At 59.3% G+C, this 16,435-nt stretch carries 14 protein-coding genes and 1 other RNA gene; 9 read left to right on the top strand and 6 right to left on the bottom strand.

Annotated elements, in window-relative coordinates; all coding sequences use genetic code 11:
* Positions 1 to 3 precede the first annotated feature (3 nt).
* Together HK26_RS11955 and HK26_RS11950 are read right to left on the bottom strand one after the other, a co-directional pair.
* On the bottom strand, positions 4 to 1,257 hold the full coding sequence (locus HK26_RS11955) for a methyl-accepting chemotaxis protein (RefSeq protein WP_086639980.1): 1,254 nt from the start codon (positions 1,255 to 1,257) through the stop codon (positions 4 to 6).
* A 318-nt stretch (positions 1,258 to 1,575) separates the two neighbouring features.
* Positions 1,576 to 2,352, bottom strand: coding sequence for a DsbA family protein (locus HK26_RS11950; protein WP_086640067.1), 777 nt, complete (start codon positions 2,350 to 2,352; stop codon positions 1,576 to 1,578).
* A gap of 258 nt (positions 2,353 to 2,610) precedes the next feature.
* Here HK26_RS11950 and HK26_RS11945 point away from each other — a divergent pair, with 258 nt between their 5' ends.
* Positions 2,611 to 3,984 carry a gamma-glutamyltransferase gene (locus HK26_RS11945; protein WP_086640066.1) on the top strand — a complete coding sequence of 458 codons (1,374 nt, stop codon included), beginning with the start codon at positions 2,611 to 2,613 and terminating at the stop codon, positions 3,982 to 3,984.
* A 262-nt stretch (positions 3,985 to 4,246) separates the two neighbouring features.
* Positions 4,247 to 5,272: a recombinase RecA gene (gene recA / locus HK26_RS11940; protein ID WP_086639979.1), complete on the top strand. Its 1,026-nt coding sequence runs from the start codon at positions 4,247 to 4,249 to the stop codon at positions 5,270 to 5,272.
* Here the strand turns inward: recA and HK26_RS11935 are convergent, their stop codons facing one another.
* Complete coding sequence (locus tag HK26_RS11935; RefSeq protein WP_086639978.1) at positions 5,273 to 5,788, bottom strand: GNAT family N-acetyltransferase; 516 nt, start codon at positions 5,786 to 5,788, stop codon at positions 5,273 to 5,275. It lies immediately after the preceding gene.
* A gap of 64 nt (positions 5,789 to 5,852) precedes the next feature.
* On the opposite strand from HK26_RS11935, the gene HK26_RS11930 reads away from it, so the two are divergent.
* The 3 genes from HK26_RS11930 to mdoH are packed head-to-tail and all read left to right on the top strand — an operon-like array spanning position 5,853 to position 9,985.
* On the top strand, positions 5,853 to 6,227 hold the full coding sequence (locus HK26_RS11930; RefSeq protein WP_086639977.1) for a winged helix-turn-helix domain-containing protein: 375 nt from the start codon (positions 5,853 to 5,855) through the stop codon (positions 6,225 to 6,227).
* 60 nt (positions 6,228 to 6,287) lie between these two features.
* A complete protein-coding gene (locus HK26_RS11925) occupies positions 6,288 to 7,832 on the top strand; it encodes an OpgD/OpgG family glucan biosynthesis protein (protein WP_086639976.1) in 1,545 nt (514 codons plus the stop codon).
* Positions 7,808 to 9,985, top strand: a complete 2,178-nt coding sequence (gene mdoH, locus HK26_RS11920; protein WP_086639975.1) for a glucans biosynthesis glucosyltransferase MdoH — start codon at positions 7,808 to 7,810, stop codon at positions 9,983 to 9,985. The genes HK26_RS11925 and mdoH overlap by 25 nt, the downstream gene beginning before the upstream one ends.
* A 52-nt stretch (positions 9,986 to 10,037) precedes the next feature.
* Here the strand turns inward: mdoH and nagA are convergent, their stop codons facing one another.
* Genes nagA through HK26_RS11905 form a run of 3 tightly spaced genes read right to left on the bottom strand, consistent with a single transcriptional unit; the run spans position 10,038 to position 12,941 of the window.
* Positions 10,038 to 11,144: an N-acetylglucosamine-6-phosphate deacetylase gene (nagA, locus tag HK26_RS11915; RefSeq protein WP_086639974.1), complete on the bottom strand. Its 1,107-nt coding sequence runs from the start codon at positions 11,142 to 11,144 to the stop codon at positions 10,038 to 10,040.
* The gene (gene gluP / locus HK26_RS11910; RefSeq protein ID WP_086639973.1) at positions 11,137 to 12,486 is read right to left on the bottom strand and encodes a glucose/galactose MFS transporter; all 1,350 of its coding nucleotides are present in this window, start codon (positions 12,484 to 12,486) and stop codon (positions 11,137 to 11,139) included. The genes nagA and gluP overlap by 8 nt, the downstream gene beginning before the upstream one ends.
* A gap of 29 nt (positions 12,487 to 12,515) precedes the next feature.
* Complete coding sequence (locus HK26_RS11905) at positions 12,516 to 12,941, bottom strand: hypothetical protein (protein WP_180539558.1); 426 nt, start codon at positions 12,939 to 12,941, stop codon at positions 12,516 to 12,518.
* A gap of 142 nt (positions 12,942 to 13,083) precedes the next feature.
* Here HK26_RS11905 and ffs point away from each other — a divergent pair.
* The 4 genes from ffs to recR all read left to right on the top strand — a co-directional run bounded on the left by ffs (position 13,084) and on the right by recR (position 16,424).
* An RNA gene (ffs, locus tag HK26_RS11900) (signal recognition particle sRNA small type) lies at positions 13,084 to 13,181 on the top strand.
* Between the two features lie 86 nt (positions 13,182 to 13,267).
* A complete protein-coding gene (locus HK26_RS11895) occupies positions 13,268 to 15,337 on the top strand; it encodes a DNA polymerase III subunit gamma/tau (RefSeq protein WP_086639972.1) in 2,070 nt (689 codons plus the stop codon).
* A 119-nt stretch (positions 15,338 to 15,456) separates the two neighbouring features.
* Positions 15,457 to 15,780, top strand: a complete 324-nt coding sequence (locus HK26_RS11890) for a YbaB/EbfC family nucleoid-associated protein (protein ID WP_025827136.1) — start codon at positions 15,457 to 15,459, stop codon at positions 15,778 to 15,780.
* 47 nt (positions 15,781 to 15,827) lie between these two features.
* Positions 15,828 to 16,424: a recombination mediator RecR gene (gene recR, locus HK26_RS11885; protein ID WP_025827138.1), complete on the top strand. Its 597-nt coding sequence runs from the start codon at positions 15,828 to 15,830 to the stop codon at positions 16,422 to 16,424.
* Positions 16,425 to 16,435: the final 11 nt, after the last annotated feature.

The raw sequence follows: 16,435 nt of genomic DNA, 5'->3' as shown, positions 1-16,435 counted from the left end.
TTTTTATTGCAGGTTATAATGCGCTGGCAGGGTGTGCATGGAGCTGGTGATCTGCGCGAGTTCTGAAACATTGATGAACAGATTATCGCAGATTGCGTTGGTATTGTGGACGGTTTCGTTATTTTTGGCGGTAGAGGCATTCAGCTTTTGCATGATCTGGTGGAGCTGGTTGATTTCCTCTTTCTGTGCAAGGGATGTTTCTTCAAACTCCTTGAACGAACGGCTTATTTTTTCAACATGATGAATAATTCCCGCCAATGTCTGGGAGTTGTCATTCATCGAGTCCGAGCAGGTGCTTATGGCATCCTGCGAATAGGCAATAAGATTTTTTGTCCGCAAGAGGGAATCCGATGTCATGCGTGACAGGTTTCGGATTTCCTGCGCGACCACGGCAAACCCGGCACTGCCGCTACCTGCTTTTGCAGCTTCTATGGTCGCATTGATGCCCAGAATATTGATCTGGGATGAAATACTTTTCATGATATTGAGAATTTTTCCAATATCATCTGATGCTTCCGATATTTTTTTGAACTTTTCTATGGTGTCATTAATTTTTTCACACGATTCACGAATGCTGCGGGAAGCATGTTGAACATAATTTCTGGATTGCTCCATTTTTACGTTCTGGTCTTCAGTTTTCTGAATGGTGGATTTAATTCTGAGGTCGGACTCCAGCAGGTGCTGGTTTTGCGTGCTGTTGCGCGCCGAGAGAGTTTCCGACTCGTCCTTGAGATTGCGTGATTCGGTGTTGATCGAATGTGTGGCAGTCTGGATTTTATTCAGTGTTTCATGCAGCGTTCTGGTTCTGGTTTGCAGTGTATCGGAAATGCGGTTGCTGTGAACATAGGACATCCGCATCAGGTCAAACGGGGTTGCCGTGCCGATGTACTGCTGATTATGCGTGATAATAAAAGATTTGTTAATATCGGATATTTTGTTGTTCAGAACCTGTTTTGTAAAATCCAGTATGGGTGTTCTGGCCTCCACCATAAGTGGCGCGTCATCCATCAGCAGGGTGACTGGCCGTTTGTGGTACAGCGCGTAGGAAAACGGGCTGGACATAAGGGAGAGGAACTTCTGCCGTTCCACAACGCCGACGGGGATATTTTTATCATTGATAATGCAAATATGATGGGTGTCTGGATGGTTTTTGAAAATTTCCATCACTGCGCCACCAGATTCTGTCGGGCAGAGTCTGAATCCATCTTGCGCGAGGGACCCCATGCTGAGCTGGTCGAATTTTTGCGGCAGGGTCATTTGTCGATTTTTTGTTAAAACAAAAGGATTTTAAAAGGTAGTGTCAGTTTTCACGGGGAGTAAAGTTACAGTTTTATGTCGCCCCGTTTGAGGGAATTCCTGAGCGATCGCAAGGGGTTGCTTGTCATGCAGGGGGAGAAGAATTGTGGAGGAAAATTTATAATCCTCACACGCAGGTTAGAATTATTTTAAAAGACATATGAAGTTTTAAAAAAATAATCTGTATCAGGCGCGTGCCCCGCCTTGCAGGGCAAAGGCTCTTGGTTGTGCTTGAACCACCCCGGCATGGTCAGCTCAGACCATGCCGGGGTGTGGGAGTCAGTGGGTGGTTTTTAGTTTTTCAACTGCGGCTTTCAGGTCTTCCATAGAGACCGCACCGGGAATGATCTGCTGCTCGCCAATAATAAACGTTGGTGTGCCATCCAGATCAATCGAGCGGGCAAGGGCCACATTCTGTGCAAGAACAGCCGCAACGGCGGGGCTTTTCATGTCCTTGACCAGCCTGTCCGCATCCAGCCCTGCCTGTGTGGCCGCATGCCGTATCCGGTCCAGACCGGGGGCGCTGGTGTCGGCCATAAGGGCCTGCTGGAACGGCTTGTAGGCGTTCTGCAACCCGGCCGCCACAATGGCCTGAGAATCCAGCACGCTGTTTGGCCCCAGCACGGGAATGACCTTTTCCACCAGTCTCAGCTCAGGTTCGGCAGCGACCAGCGCATCCAGGTCAGGCAGAACCTTGCGGCAGTAGGGGCAGCGTGGGTCATAAAACTCGACCACGCTTAACGTGCCGTGTGGGTTGCCCAGAACAATGTCGGTTGTGCTGCCACCAAACTGCGCCTTGTTACGGCGGACCACCTCCAGTGCAGAGCTGGCCTTCTGCTCCGACGCCTTGTTTTGCATGGCGGCCACGGCATCGGTCAGGATCGAGGGGTCGGTTTTGAGCGCGTTGCGTACGATCGACACAATCTCGGCGCGTTGGGCGGGGGTAAAGCTGCCATCGGTGGCAGCCTGTGCCGCAGTTTGTCCGCCCAGCGCAAACAGAGCTGCCAGAGTGCCTGAGGCGGCCAGACGGTAGAATGAGGAGGTCAGTTTTTGCATGGTATCCCTATCCGTAAAACAGGACGCTACGGTGCGCACACCCTTTTGGGCAAGGGAATACAGAAGTGTTCCCTTGCTCTGCTGCCACGCAAGTCTGTTGCTGAGAGCAAGAAAGCAGGGTAATCCAGCTATGAGATTTAAAGTGGAAAAACGTCTGCCCGCCGGACGGGCCAGAAGTGGAGAGAGCTAGGCGTGGCTGCCCGATTCAACAAACACCGTTCTGTCCTGTCCTGCATCGGCTTGTCCGGTCGTTCCCGCATGGTGGCGCTCACCCTTGCCCTGACTGGCACACTGGCTGCCTGCGGCGGACCCAAGGAGAAGGTCAGCCAGCCTGCGCTTGGTGGGTTTGTGGGGGAGGTCGTGGCGGATGAACCGCGCGCGGCTCTGGTTGCGCGCGATGTGCTGGCCAAAGGCGGCAATGCGGCGGATGCTGCGGCGGCACTGGGGCTGGCTCTTTCGGTTTCCCTGCCATCACGTGCTTCTCTGGGGGGCGGTGGTGCCTGTATTGCATGGCGCCCGGGTGAGAGCGCTGGTCAGGCTTTTGTCTTTATTCCCAAAGGCGGCAGCCAGCCAGATGCCAAGGCCGACAGGCCCGCATCCGTGCCGTTGCTCGCCCGTGGCCTTTTTCTGATGCAGATGCGCTACGGTAGTGTGGACTTTGCCGAGCTTGTTGTGCCCGCGCGCAACATGGCCTCGCACGGGGTGCCTGTCAGCGGGTTGCTGGCGGCGGATCTGGCGGCGGTCCAGTCCTCCCTTCTGGCGGATGACAAGGTCCGGACCATATTTGGGAACGATACAGGGCACGTGCTGGCGGCAGATGACGTGCTGGTGCAGACCCGCTTGGCTGGTGCGCTGGAGCGCCTGCGCAGCGCAGGTGTGGGTGATCTCTACACCGGTGCGCTGGCCCAGACCTTTGTGGAAGGGGCTCAGGCCGCTGGGGGTGGGTTGAGCACGACCGACCTGCGTAGCGATGTACCCGTGGCCGAACCCCCGCTTACGGTGCATGCCAATGGGGTGGATATCAGTTTTCTGCCGCCCCCGGCTGATGGTGGGCTGGGTATGGCGGCATCCTATCTGGCAGGGGGCCACGGTGGGGAGCCTGCGGTGGCCGCATGGCGCGCGCGCCAGAGCAGCCGGGGCGGCAGCGTCAGTGTGGCTGACGCACAAGCGTTGCTGAACTCGGGCAGTCTGCCCGCCGGGGGGGCGCTGCCAGCATTGCCCGCCTCCACATCCTTTGTTGTTACGGACCGTCAGGGCCAGACAGTGGCCTGCGCACTGAGCATGAACAACCTGTTTGGCACCGGGCGCATTGCCGGTTCGACCGGAATTGTGCTGGGGGCGTCTCCCGCGCAAAGGCCTCAACCTCTGCTGGCGGCAGGTATTGCCCATCAAGGGAAGGACGAGTTCCGTGCAGCGGCAGTTGCCTCGGGGCAGAATGTTGCAGCAGATACGGCAGCTATTGCCATGCGTGCGGCCTTGGCGGGTGTGCGGCCACAGGTGACCAATGGTCATGGCCGGGCCAACTTTGTGTCCTGCCCGGGCGGAATTTCCTCTGGTGGTGGTCGGTGCTTTGGCTGGACAGACCCAAGGGGGGCCGGGCTGGCCGTCGGTTACAAGCCAACGGCCCATTAGTTCCGGGGCCTAAAAAAACATAACAGGGTGTTGTGGCGCTGGGCTGCTACCTTGTTATGTTTTTATTTTGTTCTATAATAGAACAAAACGGGTCCAAACTCTTAACGGAGTTTGTGCTGGAGCAGGGCTTCCGTGGCTGTGCGTTGCGAAGCAAAAGTGTTTGTGGCAGGGGTTTTAAACCTGAACCAACAGGTTTTATGCCGTGGAGCTGCGGGGTTCTGGCCGGGGTGTTTCGGCCCACATGCTGAGGGAATGGTAGAGAATGGATAAGGCAAAAGCACTTGAGGGTGCGCTTGGGCAGATTGAGCGGGCTTTTGGCAAGGGGTCGGTCATGCGGCTGGGCCAGCGGCCCAAGGAACAGGCAGACGTCATCTCCACCGGCTCGCTCGGGCTGGATATTGCTCTGGGCATAGGTGGCCTGCCACGTGGCCGTGTGGTGGAAATTTACGGGCCGGAAAGCTCGGGCAAAACCACACTGGCCCTGCATGCCATTGCCGAGGCGCAAAAGCGCGGCGGCACCTGTGCGTTTATTGATGCCGAGCATGCGCTGGACCCCGGCTACGCCAAAAAGCTGGGCGTGGATGTGGACAACCTGCTGATCAGCCAGCCCGATGCGGGTGAACAAGCGCTTGAAATTGCCGACACGCTGGTGCGCTCAGGTGCGATTGATGTGCTGGTGGTGGATAGTGTGGCAGCCCTTGTCCCCCGTGCCGAGCTTGAGGGCGACATGGGCGACAGCCATGTGGGCCTGCATGCCCGGTTGATGAGCCAGGCCCTGCGCAAGTTGACCGGCACAGTTGCGCGCTCGAACACGCTGATGATCTTTTTGAACCAGATCCGCCTTAAAATCGGTGTGATGTTCGGCAACCCCGAGACCACAACGGGCGGGAATGCGCTCAAGTTCTATTCTTCCGTCCGTCTGGACATCCGCCGGATCGGTTCGATCAAGGACAAGGACGAAGTCACGGGTAACCAGACCCGCGTCAAGGTCGTTAAAAACAAGATGGCCCCGCCCTTCCGTCAGGTCGAGTTCGACATCATGTACGGGGAGGGCATCAGCAAGGTCGGGGAGCTGATCGACCTTGGTGTTAAGGCCGGTGTGGTGGAAAAATCGGGGGCATGGTTCTCCTACGACAGCCAGCGCATTGGTCAGGGGCGTGAGAACGCCAAGCAGTTCCTGCGTGACCACCCCGAAATGGCGGCGGATATTGAGCGCAAGGTGCGCGAACACGCAGGTGTTGTGGCGGAAGCCATGATGGTCGCCCCCGAACACGACGCCGAGGACTGACTAGCCAACCCGGCGGGAGAGCAGGCAGGCCTTCGGGTCGTATGAGGCCAGAATGGCCTGCTCCTCCACGCTGGTCTCCTCTGCGGCAAATCCCTGCCGTGCCCAGAATTGCAGGGCATGGCGGGTGGATGTCAGGGTCAGCGTGCCCAGACCATGGGCGCGGGCCGCGTCTTCAGCTTTGGCAATGGCCATTTGTGCGTAACCCTGCCCGCGCGCGTGGGGGGCAAGTGCCAGATCATGGATGTACCACCGCTCCGCTGGTGCTGGCAGTGCGCCCAGCAGGGTGTTGAGCGGGGGGGACAGCAGACCCCGCCATGGGTGGCTTATCAGGTAGCCGCACAGGGTTCCTGCCCCTGTCAGGATCAGGCAGCCATCTGGTGCAAGGCGCAGGCGCTCAGCAAAAATAGCTGTATCTTCGGGGTAGTCGGGGTGCACTGTGGCGGCCAGTGCTGTAACGTGGTCAAGATCATCTGGCGTCATCAAACGCCAGATGGTATCTGCGCGCGAAGTGTTCATACCAAGGTTCCGCTGTTTATGCGTGGTGTTGCACGCTGCCACTTATGACTGAAAAGCAGAGATCATGACAGGGCGACTGAGACTGACATTGCGGGTTGATGCCGATGGACGTGCCGCATTGGGGCATGGCAAGGTCCGCCTGCTGGAGCAGTTGGCCGAAACCGGGTCCATTTCTGCCGCGGGTCGGGCCATGGGCATGTCTTACCGGCGTACCTGGCTGCTGGTGGATAATCTGAACCAGCTGTTTGTGGAGCCTCTGGTCATGACCCGGCCCGGTGGTGGGGGTGGCGCATTCCTGACCGAGACGGGCAAAACCGTTCTGGCGCTTTATCGCCAGATTGAGCAGGATGCGGCACATGCGACCCGCTCCGGCATGGAGCAGATGGAAGCCCTGCTTGCCCCTGTGGGCGAATGCCTCCAAAAAACCTTATCTGAGTGACAAACTGTATGGCGTGAGTACAATCGCGCCAGAATATTTCGGCAAAAGCGGGAGATTAAAGTGTCATCAAACGTAAAGCGGCGTGGGGTCATTCGGGCCGGGGCAGGCGTGACCTTGGCATCGCTTGTTGGCGGAGTCGTCCCCCGTGCCCGTGCGGAAGGGCTGAGTGGCGCCACAGGCAAGTTTGATGACAGCACCGTAATCCAGATCGCCCGCAGGCTGGCCAATGCGGAATACCACCCGCCGGGGCAGACCCTGCCAAAGGCGCTGGATAACCTGACGTTTGACCAGTACCGTGGCATTGCCTACCGGCCTGACCGCGCCCTGTGGGCAGGTGACAGCCTTGCGTTTGATGTGGAATTTTTCCCCCGTGGTTTTCTCTATCGTCCCCGGATAGAAATTTATGAGGTCAAGGACGGGCAGTCCGGTGCTGTCCCGTACTCCCCAGACCTGTTTACCTATGAGGACCCGGCACTGCGGGTTTCCGAAGACCTCGGGTTTGCCGGGGTCCGCCTGCGCACGGCCATTAACACCCCCGGTGTGATGGAGGAGTTCTGCGTCTTTTTGGGGGCCTCCTACTTCCGTGCCGTGGCCAAGGGGCAGGACTATGGGTTGTCCGCCCGTGGGTTTGCCAATGGGACAGGCGACCCCAAGGGAGAGGAGTTTGCCCTCTTCCGCGCGTTCTGGCTGGAAAAACCCCAGCCGGGTGTGCAGTCCGTTGTTGTGCATGCCCTGCTGGACAGCCCCGCAGTAACTGGTGCGTTCCGCTTTACCATCCGTCCGGGCGACAACACCGTATTTGACGTGCAGACAACTCTGTTCCCACGCACCAAAATCGAACAGTCCGGCATCGCGCCGTTGACAGGCATGTTCTATTTTGACGTGAACGACCATAACCACGTGGATGACTGGCGCCCTGCTGCGCATGACAGTGAAGCCCTGCAAATGTGGACCGGGGCGGACCAGCAGCTATATCGCCCGCTGCGTAACCCGCTGGACCTTCAGTTCTCAACCTTTTCCGACGTGTCTCCACGCGGGTTCGGCTTGATGCAGCGCAGGCGCGCGTTCCACGATTATGAAGATCTGGCCCTGCATTACGAAAAGCGCCCCTCCCTGTGGATCGAACCGATCGGGGACTGGGGAGCAGGCTGGGTTGATCTGGTGGAAATTCCCACCCCAAATGAGGTGAACGATAATATCGTGTCCTTCTGGCGGCCCAAGGAGCCACTGCGCGCGGGGCAGGAATACCACTTTACCTACCGCATGTACTGGGGGTGGGATGCGCCTTTCCCCACGCCGTTGGCCCGCATTGGCGCGACCCGTGTTGGCTCGGTGGTGGATAATAACGATGCCCGCTTTTTTGCCATAGATTTTATGGGCACACCTTTTGAGCATCTGCCCAAGGACACCCACTTCCACGTCACGCCCAAGACATCTGCGGGCAAAATCCAGAATGTGGTGGTTGAGCCCAATCCGGCCATCAACGGCATTCGCACGACCTTTGAATTTGTGCCCGGAGACTCCAAGGTCGCAGACCTGAGCGCCGTGCTGGAAACGGATTCCGGCCCCATTTCCGAACAATGGCTGTATCGGTGGACGCCCTGAGCATGCCTGAGCCGAGTAAGGACGCCCCCTCCCAGCCATTTGAGGCCATGCCGCCAGAAGCGCGGCTGGACATGCCGGTCCAGAACCTGCGGACACCTGCCAACATGGAAGGGCGCGGGCGCACACCAGCCACATCGCCCTCCAGCATTGTGCTCCGTCGTCTCTCCGTCATCGGGTCCGCGCTGGCCCTGACAGCCTATGGTGCATGGCGCACGCATATGGTCATGGACGAGGCGGGCGTGTCTGCTCTGGGCGTGATCATGCTGGTGCTGTTTATTGCACTGTTTATGTGGATTGCGCTCGCCTTTACCTCCTCGGTTGCGGGCTTCTGCTCTTTGGTGGCGCATGGCGGCCTTGGTCTGGGCATCCGCCGTACTGGCCCCCTGCCTGAGCTGACGCGCAGAACAGCCCTGCTACTGCCAACCTATAACGAACCCCCGCACCGCGTCATTGCTGGGTTGCGGGCCATTTACAGCAGTCTGGAGGAAACCGGGCAGCTGGATAGTTTTGACCTGTTCATTCTCTCCGACACGACAAACCCGGATGTGTGGGTCAAGGAGGAGGCCGCCTTTCTGGCCCTGCGTGAGCAGGTCGGGGGGCATGGGCGTATTTTTTACCGCCGCAGGCACAATAATGTGGAGCGCAAGGCGGGTAATGTGGGTGAGTGGGTGCGTCGCTTTGGCGGTGCCTATGACCACATGGTCACGCTGGATGCGGATTCCGTCATGTCCGGCCAAACGCTGGTGCGCATGGCCGATGCCATGGAGCGCAACCCAGGCGTGGGGCTGATCCAGACCCTGCCGGTTATTGTGGGTGGCACAACCCTGTTTGCGCGGTTGCAGCAGTTTGCTGGGCGGGTGTACGGGCCCATTATCGCCTACGGCATTGCATGGTGGCATGGCGCGGAGGGCAACTACTGGGGCCACAATGCCATTATCCGCACCCGTGCGTTTGCCAGCCAGGCCGGGTTGCCCCATGTGCCGGGCAAACCACCATTTGGCGGGCATATTCTCAGCCATGACTTTGTAGAGGCAGCACTTATGCGCCGTGGGGGCTGGGCTATTCACATGATCCCGGCACTGGACGGATCGTATGAGGAAAGCCCGCCATCGCTGACAGACGTTGCCATCCGCGACCGGCGCTGGTGTCAGGGCAACCTGCAACACGTCAAGGTGCTGCCCACCAAAGGGCTGCATTGGGTCAGCCGGATGCACATGGTCGTGGGGATCGGGGCTTATGTGACCTCGCCCCTGTGGCTGGTGTTTTTGCTGACGGGGATTCTGATCTCGCTTCAGGCGCATTTTCAGCGGCCTGAATATTTTGGTGATACAAAACTCCTCTACCCCCACTGGCCACATGTGGACCCGGTGCAGGCCAAATACGTGTTTATTGGCACCATGGTTGTGCTGCTGGCCCCCAAACTGCTGGCCTATATTGCTCTTTTGCTGGACCCACAGATGCGGCGTGGCGCGGGCGGCCCCATCCGCGCGGCCCTGTCCGTTCTGGTGGAAACACTGATAGGCGGGCTGATTGCCCCCATTGCTATGCTGATCCAGACGTCAGGGGTTATTTCCATTCTCAGCGGGCATGACTCAGGCTGGAACACGCAGCGGCGTGATGATGGCGGTATCCCCTTTATGGAGGTGGCGCGCCAGTATGCGCGCTTTACCCTGTTCGGCCTTGTGCTGGGGGCTGGGGCATGGGTTGTCTCTCCCTCCCTGTTTTTCTGGATGACGCCGGTGCTGCTCGGGCTGGTTTTTTCCATCCCCCTTGTGGCTTTTACCAGCAGCCGGAGTGTTGGTCTGGGCTTCAGGCGGTCTGGCCTTTTACTGGTGCCGGAGGAAACGGAAGAGCCAGATGTTCTGCTCAAGCTGGAGCAGGCAGAAGCGCAGGACCAGACCCCTACCCTGCCTGATGATGCCCTGCGCGCCCTGCGGGCTGATCCGGTGTTGTGTCAGGCGCATCTTGCCATGCTGCCAGCAGAGCGCCATGCTGGGGACCCCATTAACGCGGACCAGCTTGTGGGGCTGGTCAAGCTGGAAGAGGCGTCAACCCTGTCTGAGGCGGAGCGCCGCCTGAGTGTTAAGGAAAAAGCGGCTGTTCTGGGCAGCCGCAAGGGCGTGGCCCTGATCTTGCGCCTGCCCGAGTCGTAAAGAGCCTGAGACAAACATGCGGGTAGGTTGCCCGCATGTTTTGTAGCGCTGCTCAGGCCACGCGCTGGCCTGCTACCCAGACTTCCAGCACGTTCAGTGCGCGATCCATCACCACAAGGTCTGCCCGTTTGCCTGTGTGCAGGCTACCCCGGTCATGTAGGTTCAGGTACTGCGCCGGGTTGCGTGTGAGCAGAACCACTGCCTGATGTAAGGGCAGGCCTGCCTGCACGGCATTGCGCAACGCGGCATCAAGGGTCAGTACGCTCCCGGCCAGTGTGCCACCGGGCAGGCGTACGGCACCATGTTCCACAATAACATTCTGCCCCCCCAATTGGCTCGGGCCGTCTGGTAGCCCTGCTGCGCGCATGGCGTCGGTTACAAACAGCAGCCGTTCGGGCATGACGCGCTGGGCCAGCCGGAATGTGGCGGGGTGGACGTGGTGGGTATCAAAAATAAGCTCTGCGTAAGCGTCGCTACACATCAGGGCGGTGGCAGGGCCGGGCTTGCGGCTTTCTATTCCGGCCATGGCGTTGAACAGATGGGTGGCCCCCGGCGTGCCGCCGGCATTGCATATCTGGCAGATGGCCTGTTCCGTCTGCTCATAACCTGCCTGAGTGTGCCCAAGGCTGACCCGCACACCCGCCTGCGCAAAACGCTGCATGGCGTCATGGGCATGGGGGAGTTCGGGGGCGAGTGTTACAACGCGTACGCAGCCAGCGGCCAGCACCTTCGCCACGCGCTCAGGTGTTGGGGCTATGGCGTAAGGCGGCTGTGCTCCAAGCTTGTGCGGGCTGACAAATGGCCCCTCCAGATGTGCCCCATGCACGGCAGGCCCTTGGGGGATGGGCGTTTGGATGACCTCGCTTATGGCGGCAAGGGCATTCATGACATCGGGCCAGGGGCTGGTAATGGTGGTGGGTAAAATGGTGGTTGTGCCGTGTCGGGCGTGGAACAGGGCAAGGGTGTGAATGGCCTGCACGCCATCCATTGTGTCTGCTCCATTGCCGCCATGCACGTGGCAGTCAATAAAACCGGGCAAAATATATCGATCGGGAATGGCGGTGCTGTCGGGTGTCAGTGTGTGTATTTGGTCGGCAAAGGTGATTCGACCCGGCATAACGCGGTCGGGCAGGACAAGGTGGCCGCTGAGGTCAGTCATGGTTCAGATATCTTTCTGTTTTATCATGTTTTTTATCAAAATCAGTCTGGCTGAAGGTGAGTGCGTACATGGCAATCAGACCATAGGATAAAAGCGCAAGGCATGAGAATGATGCCTGAAAACCCATGAATTTTTTAAGAATAACAAAAAACTGTGGCACAATTCCACCGCCACAGTACGCCATGACCAGAAAAGCTGAAACCTGAGCCGTGTGGCGACCGGATTCTTTAAGGGCTAATGGGAACAGGGATGGAAAAATCATGGAGTTTGCAAAGCCAAGGAGTGCTGCACACAGAACCGAGGCGTACCCCTGCGTTACCCACGTCCCCAGACTGAGCAGCCCCCCGCACAGGCAGGACAGAACAAGATAGCGTTCCTGCAAAATAAAACGGGGGGACAGGAGCAGACCGCAGACATAGCCGCAGAGCATGAAAAATAATGTTAGAGATGTAAAAAACTTTGTTTGATCAAGAGGTATTCCAAAACCTTGTGCATATGTACCTATGGCATCACCGCACAGAACTTCTACACCAACATAAAAAAACATAGCTCCCGCACCCAGCAGGGTTCTGGGCGTCAGGGATGTGTAGAGGGTTTTGATAAAATTATTGGGCTTGTCATTATTATTGCAAAGGTCAGTCTGTATTTCAGGCAGGCCGGACCGGGCAGTCCATAGTGCGGTCAGTGCCAGTAAAAATGCCATGCCCATATAGGGCCAGTAAACAGCGTTCAGAAAATCCTGTTGTATGGCATGCTGTTTATGTGCGTCCATGCCCTTTGGTAGCGTTGTGGGCAGGTCGGGCATATGGCGCATGGCCAATGTGGCCAGTGCTATGGGGGCCGCAATACCGCCCAGCTTGTTGCATATGCCCATAATGGCAATGCGTTGTGCGCTATGGGTAATGGGGCCTAAAAAACTGACATAGGGGTTTATGGCAACCTGTAACAGGGCAAGCCCCGCACCAAGGCATACAAACCCGCTTAGCGCACCGGGGTAGGAGCCTGCATGCAGGCACTGGCCTGCAACCACCATGCCGCAGGCCATGACCAGCAGCGCACAGACCAGCCCGGAGCAAAAGCCCATGCGGGTAACGCTCAGGCTCGCGGGAATGGAAAATACAAAGTAGGAACAATAAAAAACAAACGGCACCATAAAAGCAGCAAGGTCACTCAGGTCAAATGCAACCCGCACGAAAGAAATGAGCGGTCCGTTCAGCCATGTGACAAACCCGATGACAAAGAACAGCAGTGCACACAGCAGCAATGGCCGCCACCCGTAGGTTCCGGCGGGGCAGGGTATGCGTGCTGCGCCAGATGTACTCAGGGTGGGGGGCTGTGGCATAATGCTTGGAGCCTGTTGGGGTGGGTGGGTTAGTCGGCTGCCTGTGTGTCCTTGGAGGGCAGGCTGTCTATTTTTTCGCAGGCTGCGCGCAGTTCGGCGGACGGGTTGTGGGATTCACACATTTTTTCCACGTCGGCGGCGCAGGCCTCGATCGAGTTTTCAAAGTCGGATTCAAGCACGTCTTCAGCAACGGTCAGGTCCTGATTGTGTGCATTTTCCTCATCTTTTTGCAAAAGGTCCTGCGTTTTGTGCAACTCCTTGAGCGCATCTATGCACGCAGGGCCAGCCGCATCGGGTTTGAAGTGCAGAACGGCGAGTTCCTTTTGCAACTGGATGTTGTTGACGTTGCTGCGGGGGGCTGTTTCGTCATCAGCGCGGGCAATGGGGCTCAGGGTCAGGCCACACGCCACAAGAGCAGATGCCATAGCGGCATGATACAAACGGAAACCGGACACGGGCACAATTCTCCTGAAGTCTGCGACGAGCGCACCAATTCCCTGTTTTCTAGCCTGTCTGTGTTGGAGAGGTAAAGAAACAACCCCGAAAAGCTGCCACAAGGCTTGGCATGGCCTTGGGTTTGGTGCTAGGTGTGGCCTCGGAAAGTCGGCGGTGGACGGACACCTTGCTAAACCGGTCAGGTCCGGAAGGAAGCAGCCATGGTGAGTTTCGTCCGGGTCATTGTTCGGCTTTCCACCCTGATTTCCCGCCCGTGTGGATCAGACCATCTTGTGCCGGTTATCCCGGCCATGCAGGGCGTGACCTTACATTCTTCGGGCAAGACATGAGCGACACGACTGACGAGCAGTTCCCTCACGATGAGGGGCTTCCCAGTCCGGAACCAGAAGGCCCCGGCCTGTTTGGCGAGGCTGAACCTCCCGTTCCTGCTGCCCCCCCCCAGCCTCCAGCGCCCGACGCTGCTACCGCGCCCTACCGGGTGCTTGCGCGCAAATACCGCCCCACAACATTTGATGACCTGATCGGCCAGGAGGCCATGGTTCGCACCTTGCGCAATGCGTTTGCGCTCGGGCGTGTGGCGCATGCCTTTATGCTGACCGGGGTGCGTGGGGTGGGTAAAACCACAACCGCGCGTATTATTGCCCGTGCGCTCAACTGCACCGGGCCGGACGGTCAGGGCGGGCCTACGGCCGACCCCTGCGGCGTGTGTCCCAACTGCATTGCCATTTTGAACGACCGCCACCCCGATGTGCTGGAAATGGACGCAGCCTCCCGCACGGGGGTGGATGATGTGCGTGAGATCATAGAGGCCACGCGCTTCCGCCCCATGCAGGGGCGGATGAAGGTCTTTATCATCGACGAAGTGCATATGCTCTCACGCAATGCCTTTAACGCCCTGCTCAAAACGCTTGAAGAGCCGCCAGCGCAGGTGACCTTCATTTTTGCTACGACCGAGCTGCGCAAGGTGCCTGTTACCGTGCTTTCGCGCTGCCAGCGCTTTGACCTGCGCAGGGTGCCACAGGCCGATCTGGTCGGTCTGTTTGCCCGTATTGCACAAAAAGAACAGGTCCGGCTGTCTGATGACGCACTGGCCCTTGTTGCCCGCGCGGCCGATGGTTCGGTGCGCGATGGGCTTTCCCTCCTCGATCAGGCCATTGCCCAAGGGGCAGGGCAGACGGATGAGGGCGGAGTGATTGGCGCGTCCATTGTGAGCGACATGCTGGGTCTGGCTGACCGCGAGGTGGTGTTTGACCTGCTTGACGCGGTGCTGACCGGCAGACCAGAGCAGGCCCTTGCGCTGCTGGATGCAGCCTACGCGCGCGGGGCGGACCCGGGTCTTGTGCTGGGGGACATGCTGGAGCTTGTGCATGTTGTCTCCCGTCTGCGGGCCGTGCCCGCGTTGGGGGACTCGGCAGATATGCCCGAGGCCGAGCGGGTGCGTGGCGCGCATATGGCCAGCACGTTTACCGTGCCCGTGCTCATGCGGGCATGGCAGATGCTGGTCAAGGGTGTGCGGGAGGTGGAAAGTGCACCGGACCGGCGTGCCGCGGCAGACATGGTGTTGATCCGGCTGTGCTATGTGGCCGACCTGCCCTCGCCCGAGGATCTGCTCAAGCGCCTGACGACCACGCCAGATGGCGGTGGCATGCGTGGCGGTATGCCCGCATCCGCAACACTTCAGACCAGTGGGGTGAGTGCATCGGTCGGGGGTGTGGCACCCGGTGTGGGAGAGGCCGGTGCGCCCACGGCCCTACAGGGTGGATTATCTGGCGGCGCATTCGGGGGTGGTGGCGCGCCGCAGGGGGGTGTTGTGCAGGAGCCACCACGCCTGCGTATGGTCAGCTCCGGTGGTCTGGCCGTGGCCCAGCCAGTACCCGAGCCCCCGCCTGTGCCGGTACAGGCTGAGCCTGCGGCACCCCCGCTCCCGCGTACCTGGCGGGAGGCCGTGGCACTGGTCAGGGATCAGCGCGAGGCCATTCTGCATGGTCAGCTCCGGCATGCGGCGCATCTGGTTTCTTTTTCCCAAGGGCGGATTGTCCTGCGGTTTGAACGCGGGGTGCCGGGCGATATTGTGCAGCAGCTTCGCCGTGTGCTCGACCGCGCAACAGGCATGGGCTGGGCGATTGAAACCAGCCCCGAGGAAGGCGAACCCACGCTGGACGCCCAAGGCGCTGAGGTGATCCAGTTCCGGCAGCGCGAGGCAGAGGCCCATCCGCTGGTCCGTGCGATTTTGAAAGCCTTCCCCGATGCCCAGATGGGCGAGGTCAGTGATCATGGACTGGATGATTACGGCCTGCCACCCGAGGAACCGCCGGAGCTGCTGTTTGCCCCCCTTGATGCCGAACCGCTGGATGAGGATGAACGGCCGTTCGACCCCGGTGCCTCGCAGGACTGAAGTGAGCGGGCCGGGCTGGCAAAACAGTGCGTTCTGGGCCAGATTAGGGACCGAATGATGCGCCACAGGGGTGCGCCATGCCGCACCATGCGGCCGATAGACAAGCTTAGGGGATGACCATGAAGAACCTTGCCTCACTGATGAAGCAGGCCACACAGATGCAGTCCAAGATGGAAGCCATGCAGAGCACACTGGAAGCCATGAGCATTGATGGCTCTGCCGGTGCAGGCATGGTCAGCGTTGTGCTGAGCGGCAAGGGGGACATGCGCTCCATTACCATCGACCCCAAGCTGGCGGACCCGAGCGAAATGGAAATGTTGCAAGACCTGATCGTGGCGGCCTGTGCGGATGCGCGCAAGAAGCTGGACGAAAAAGCCGCCGAGGAAATGCAGAAGGTCACAGGTGGGCTTAACCTGCCTGCAGGTATGAAGCTGCCCTTCTAAGGCACAGGCGCAACCGACCTTAAAAGTGTGGGGGAAAGCAGGCGGGCATGGGTGGTCAGGAAATAGAGCAGCTTATCCGCCTGCTGGGGCGTCTGCCGGGTTTTGGCCCGCGCTCGGCCCGGCGGGTGGCGTTGTACCTGCTGCGCGAGCCCCATACACGGCTGGCCCCACTGGCGCGGGCCATGGAACGGGCGGGGGAAGCCATACGCACCTGCTCGTCATGCGGGAATCTGGACACGTCCGACCCATGCCACATATGCTCCGATCCGCTGCGGGACAAGGGGCTGGTGTGTGTGGTGGAAACGGTGGGGGACCTGTGGGCGCTTGAGCGTGCCGGGGTCCACCGGGGTGTTTATCAGGTTCTGGGGGGGACGTTGTCCCCGCTGGCCGGGGTCGGGCCGGAAGACCTGAATGTCTCTGCCCTGCTGACCCGCCTGCATGAAGGGAGCGTGCGCGAGGTTATTCTGGCGCTCGGGGCCACGGTGGAGGGGGCAAGCACCATGCACTGGCTTATGGACCGGCTGGAAACTTACGAGGGGCTGACCATAAGCCGTGTGGCGCAGGGTGTGCCCATGGGTGGCGCGCTGGATGTGCTTGATGACGGCACACTGGCCGCAGCCCTTGGCGCACGTCGCCCTGCCTGACAACCCACGCA

The sequence above is a fragment of the Acetobacter okinawensis genome (assembly GCF_002153655.1).
Taxonomy (GTDB): Bacteria; Pseudomonadota; Alphaproteobacteria; order Acetobacterales; family Acetobacteraceae; genus Acetobacter; species Acetobacter okinawensis_A.
This window is presented reverse-complemented; position numbering and strand designations above follow the sequence as displayed.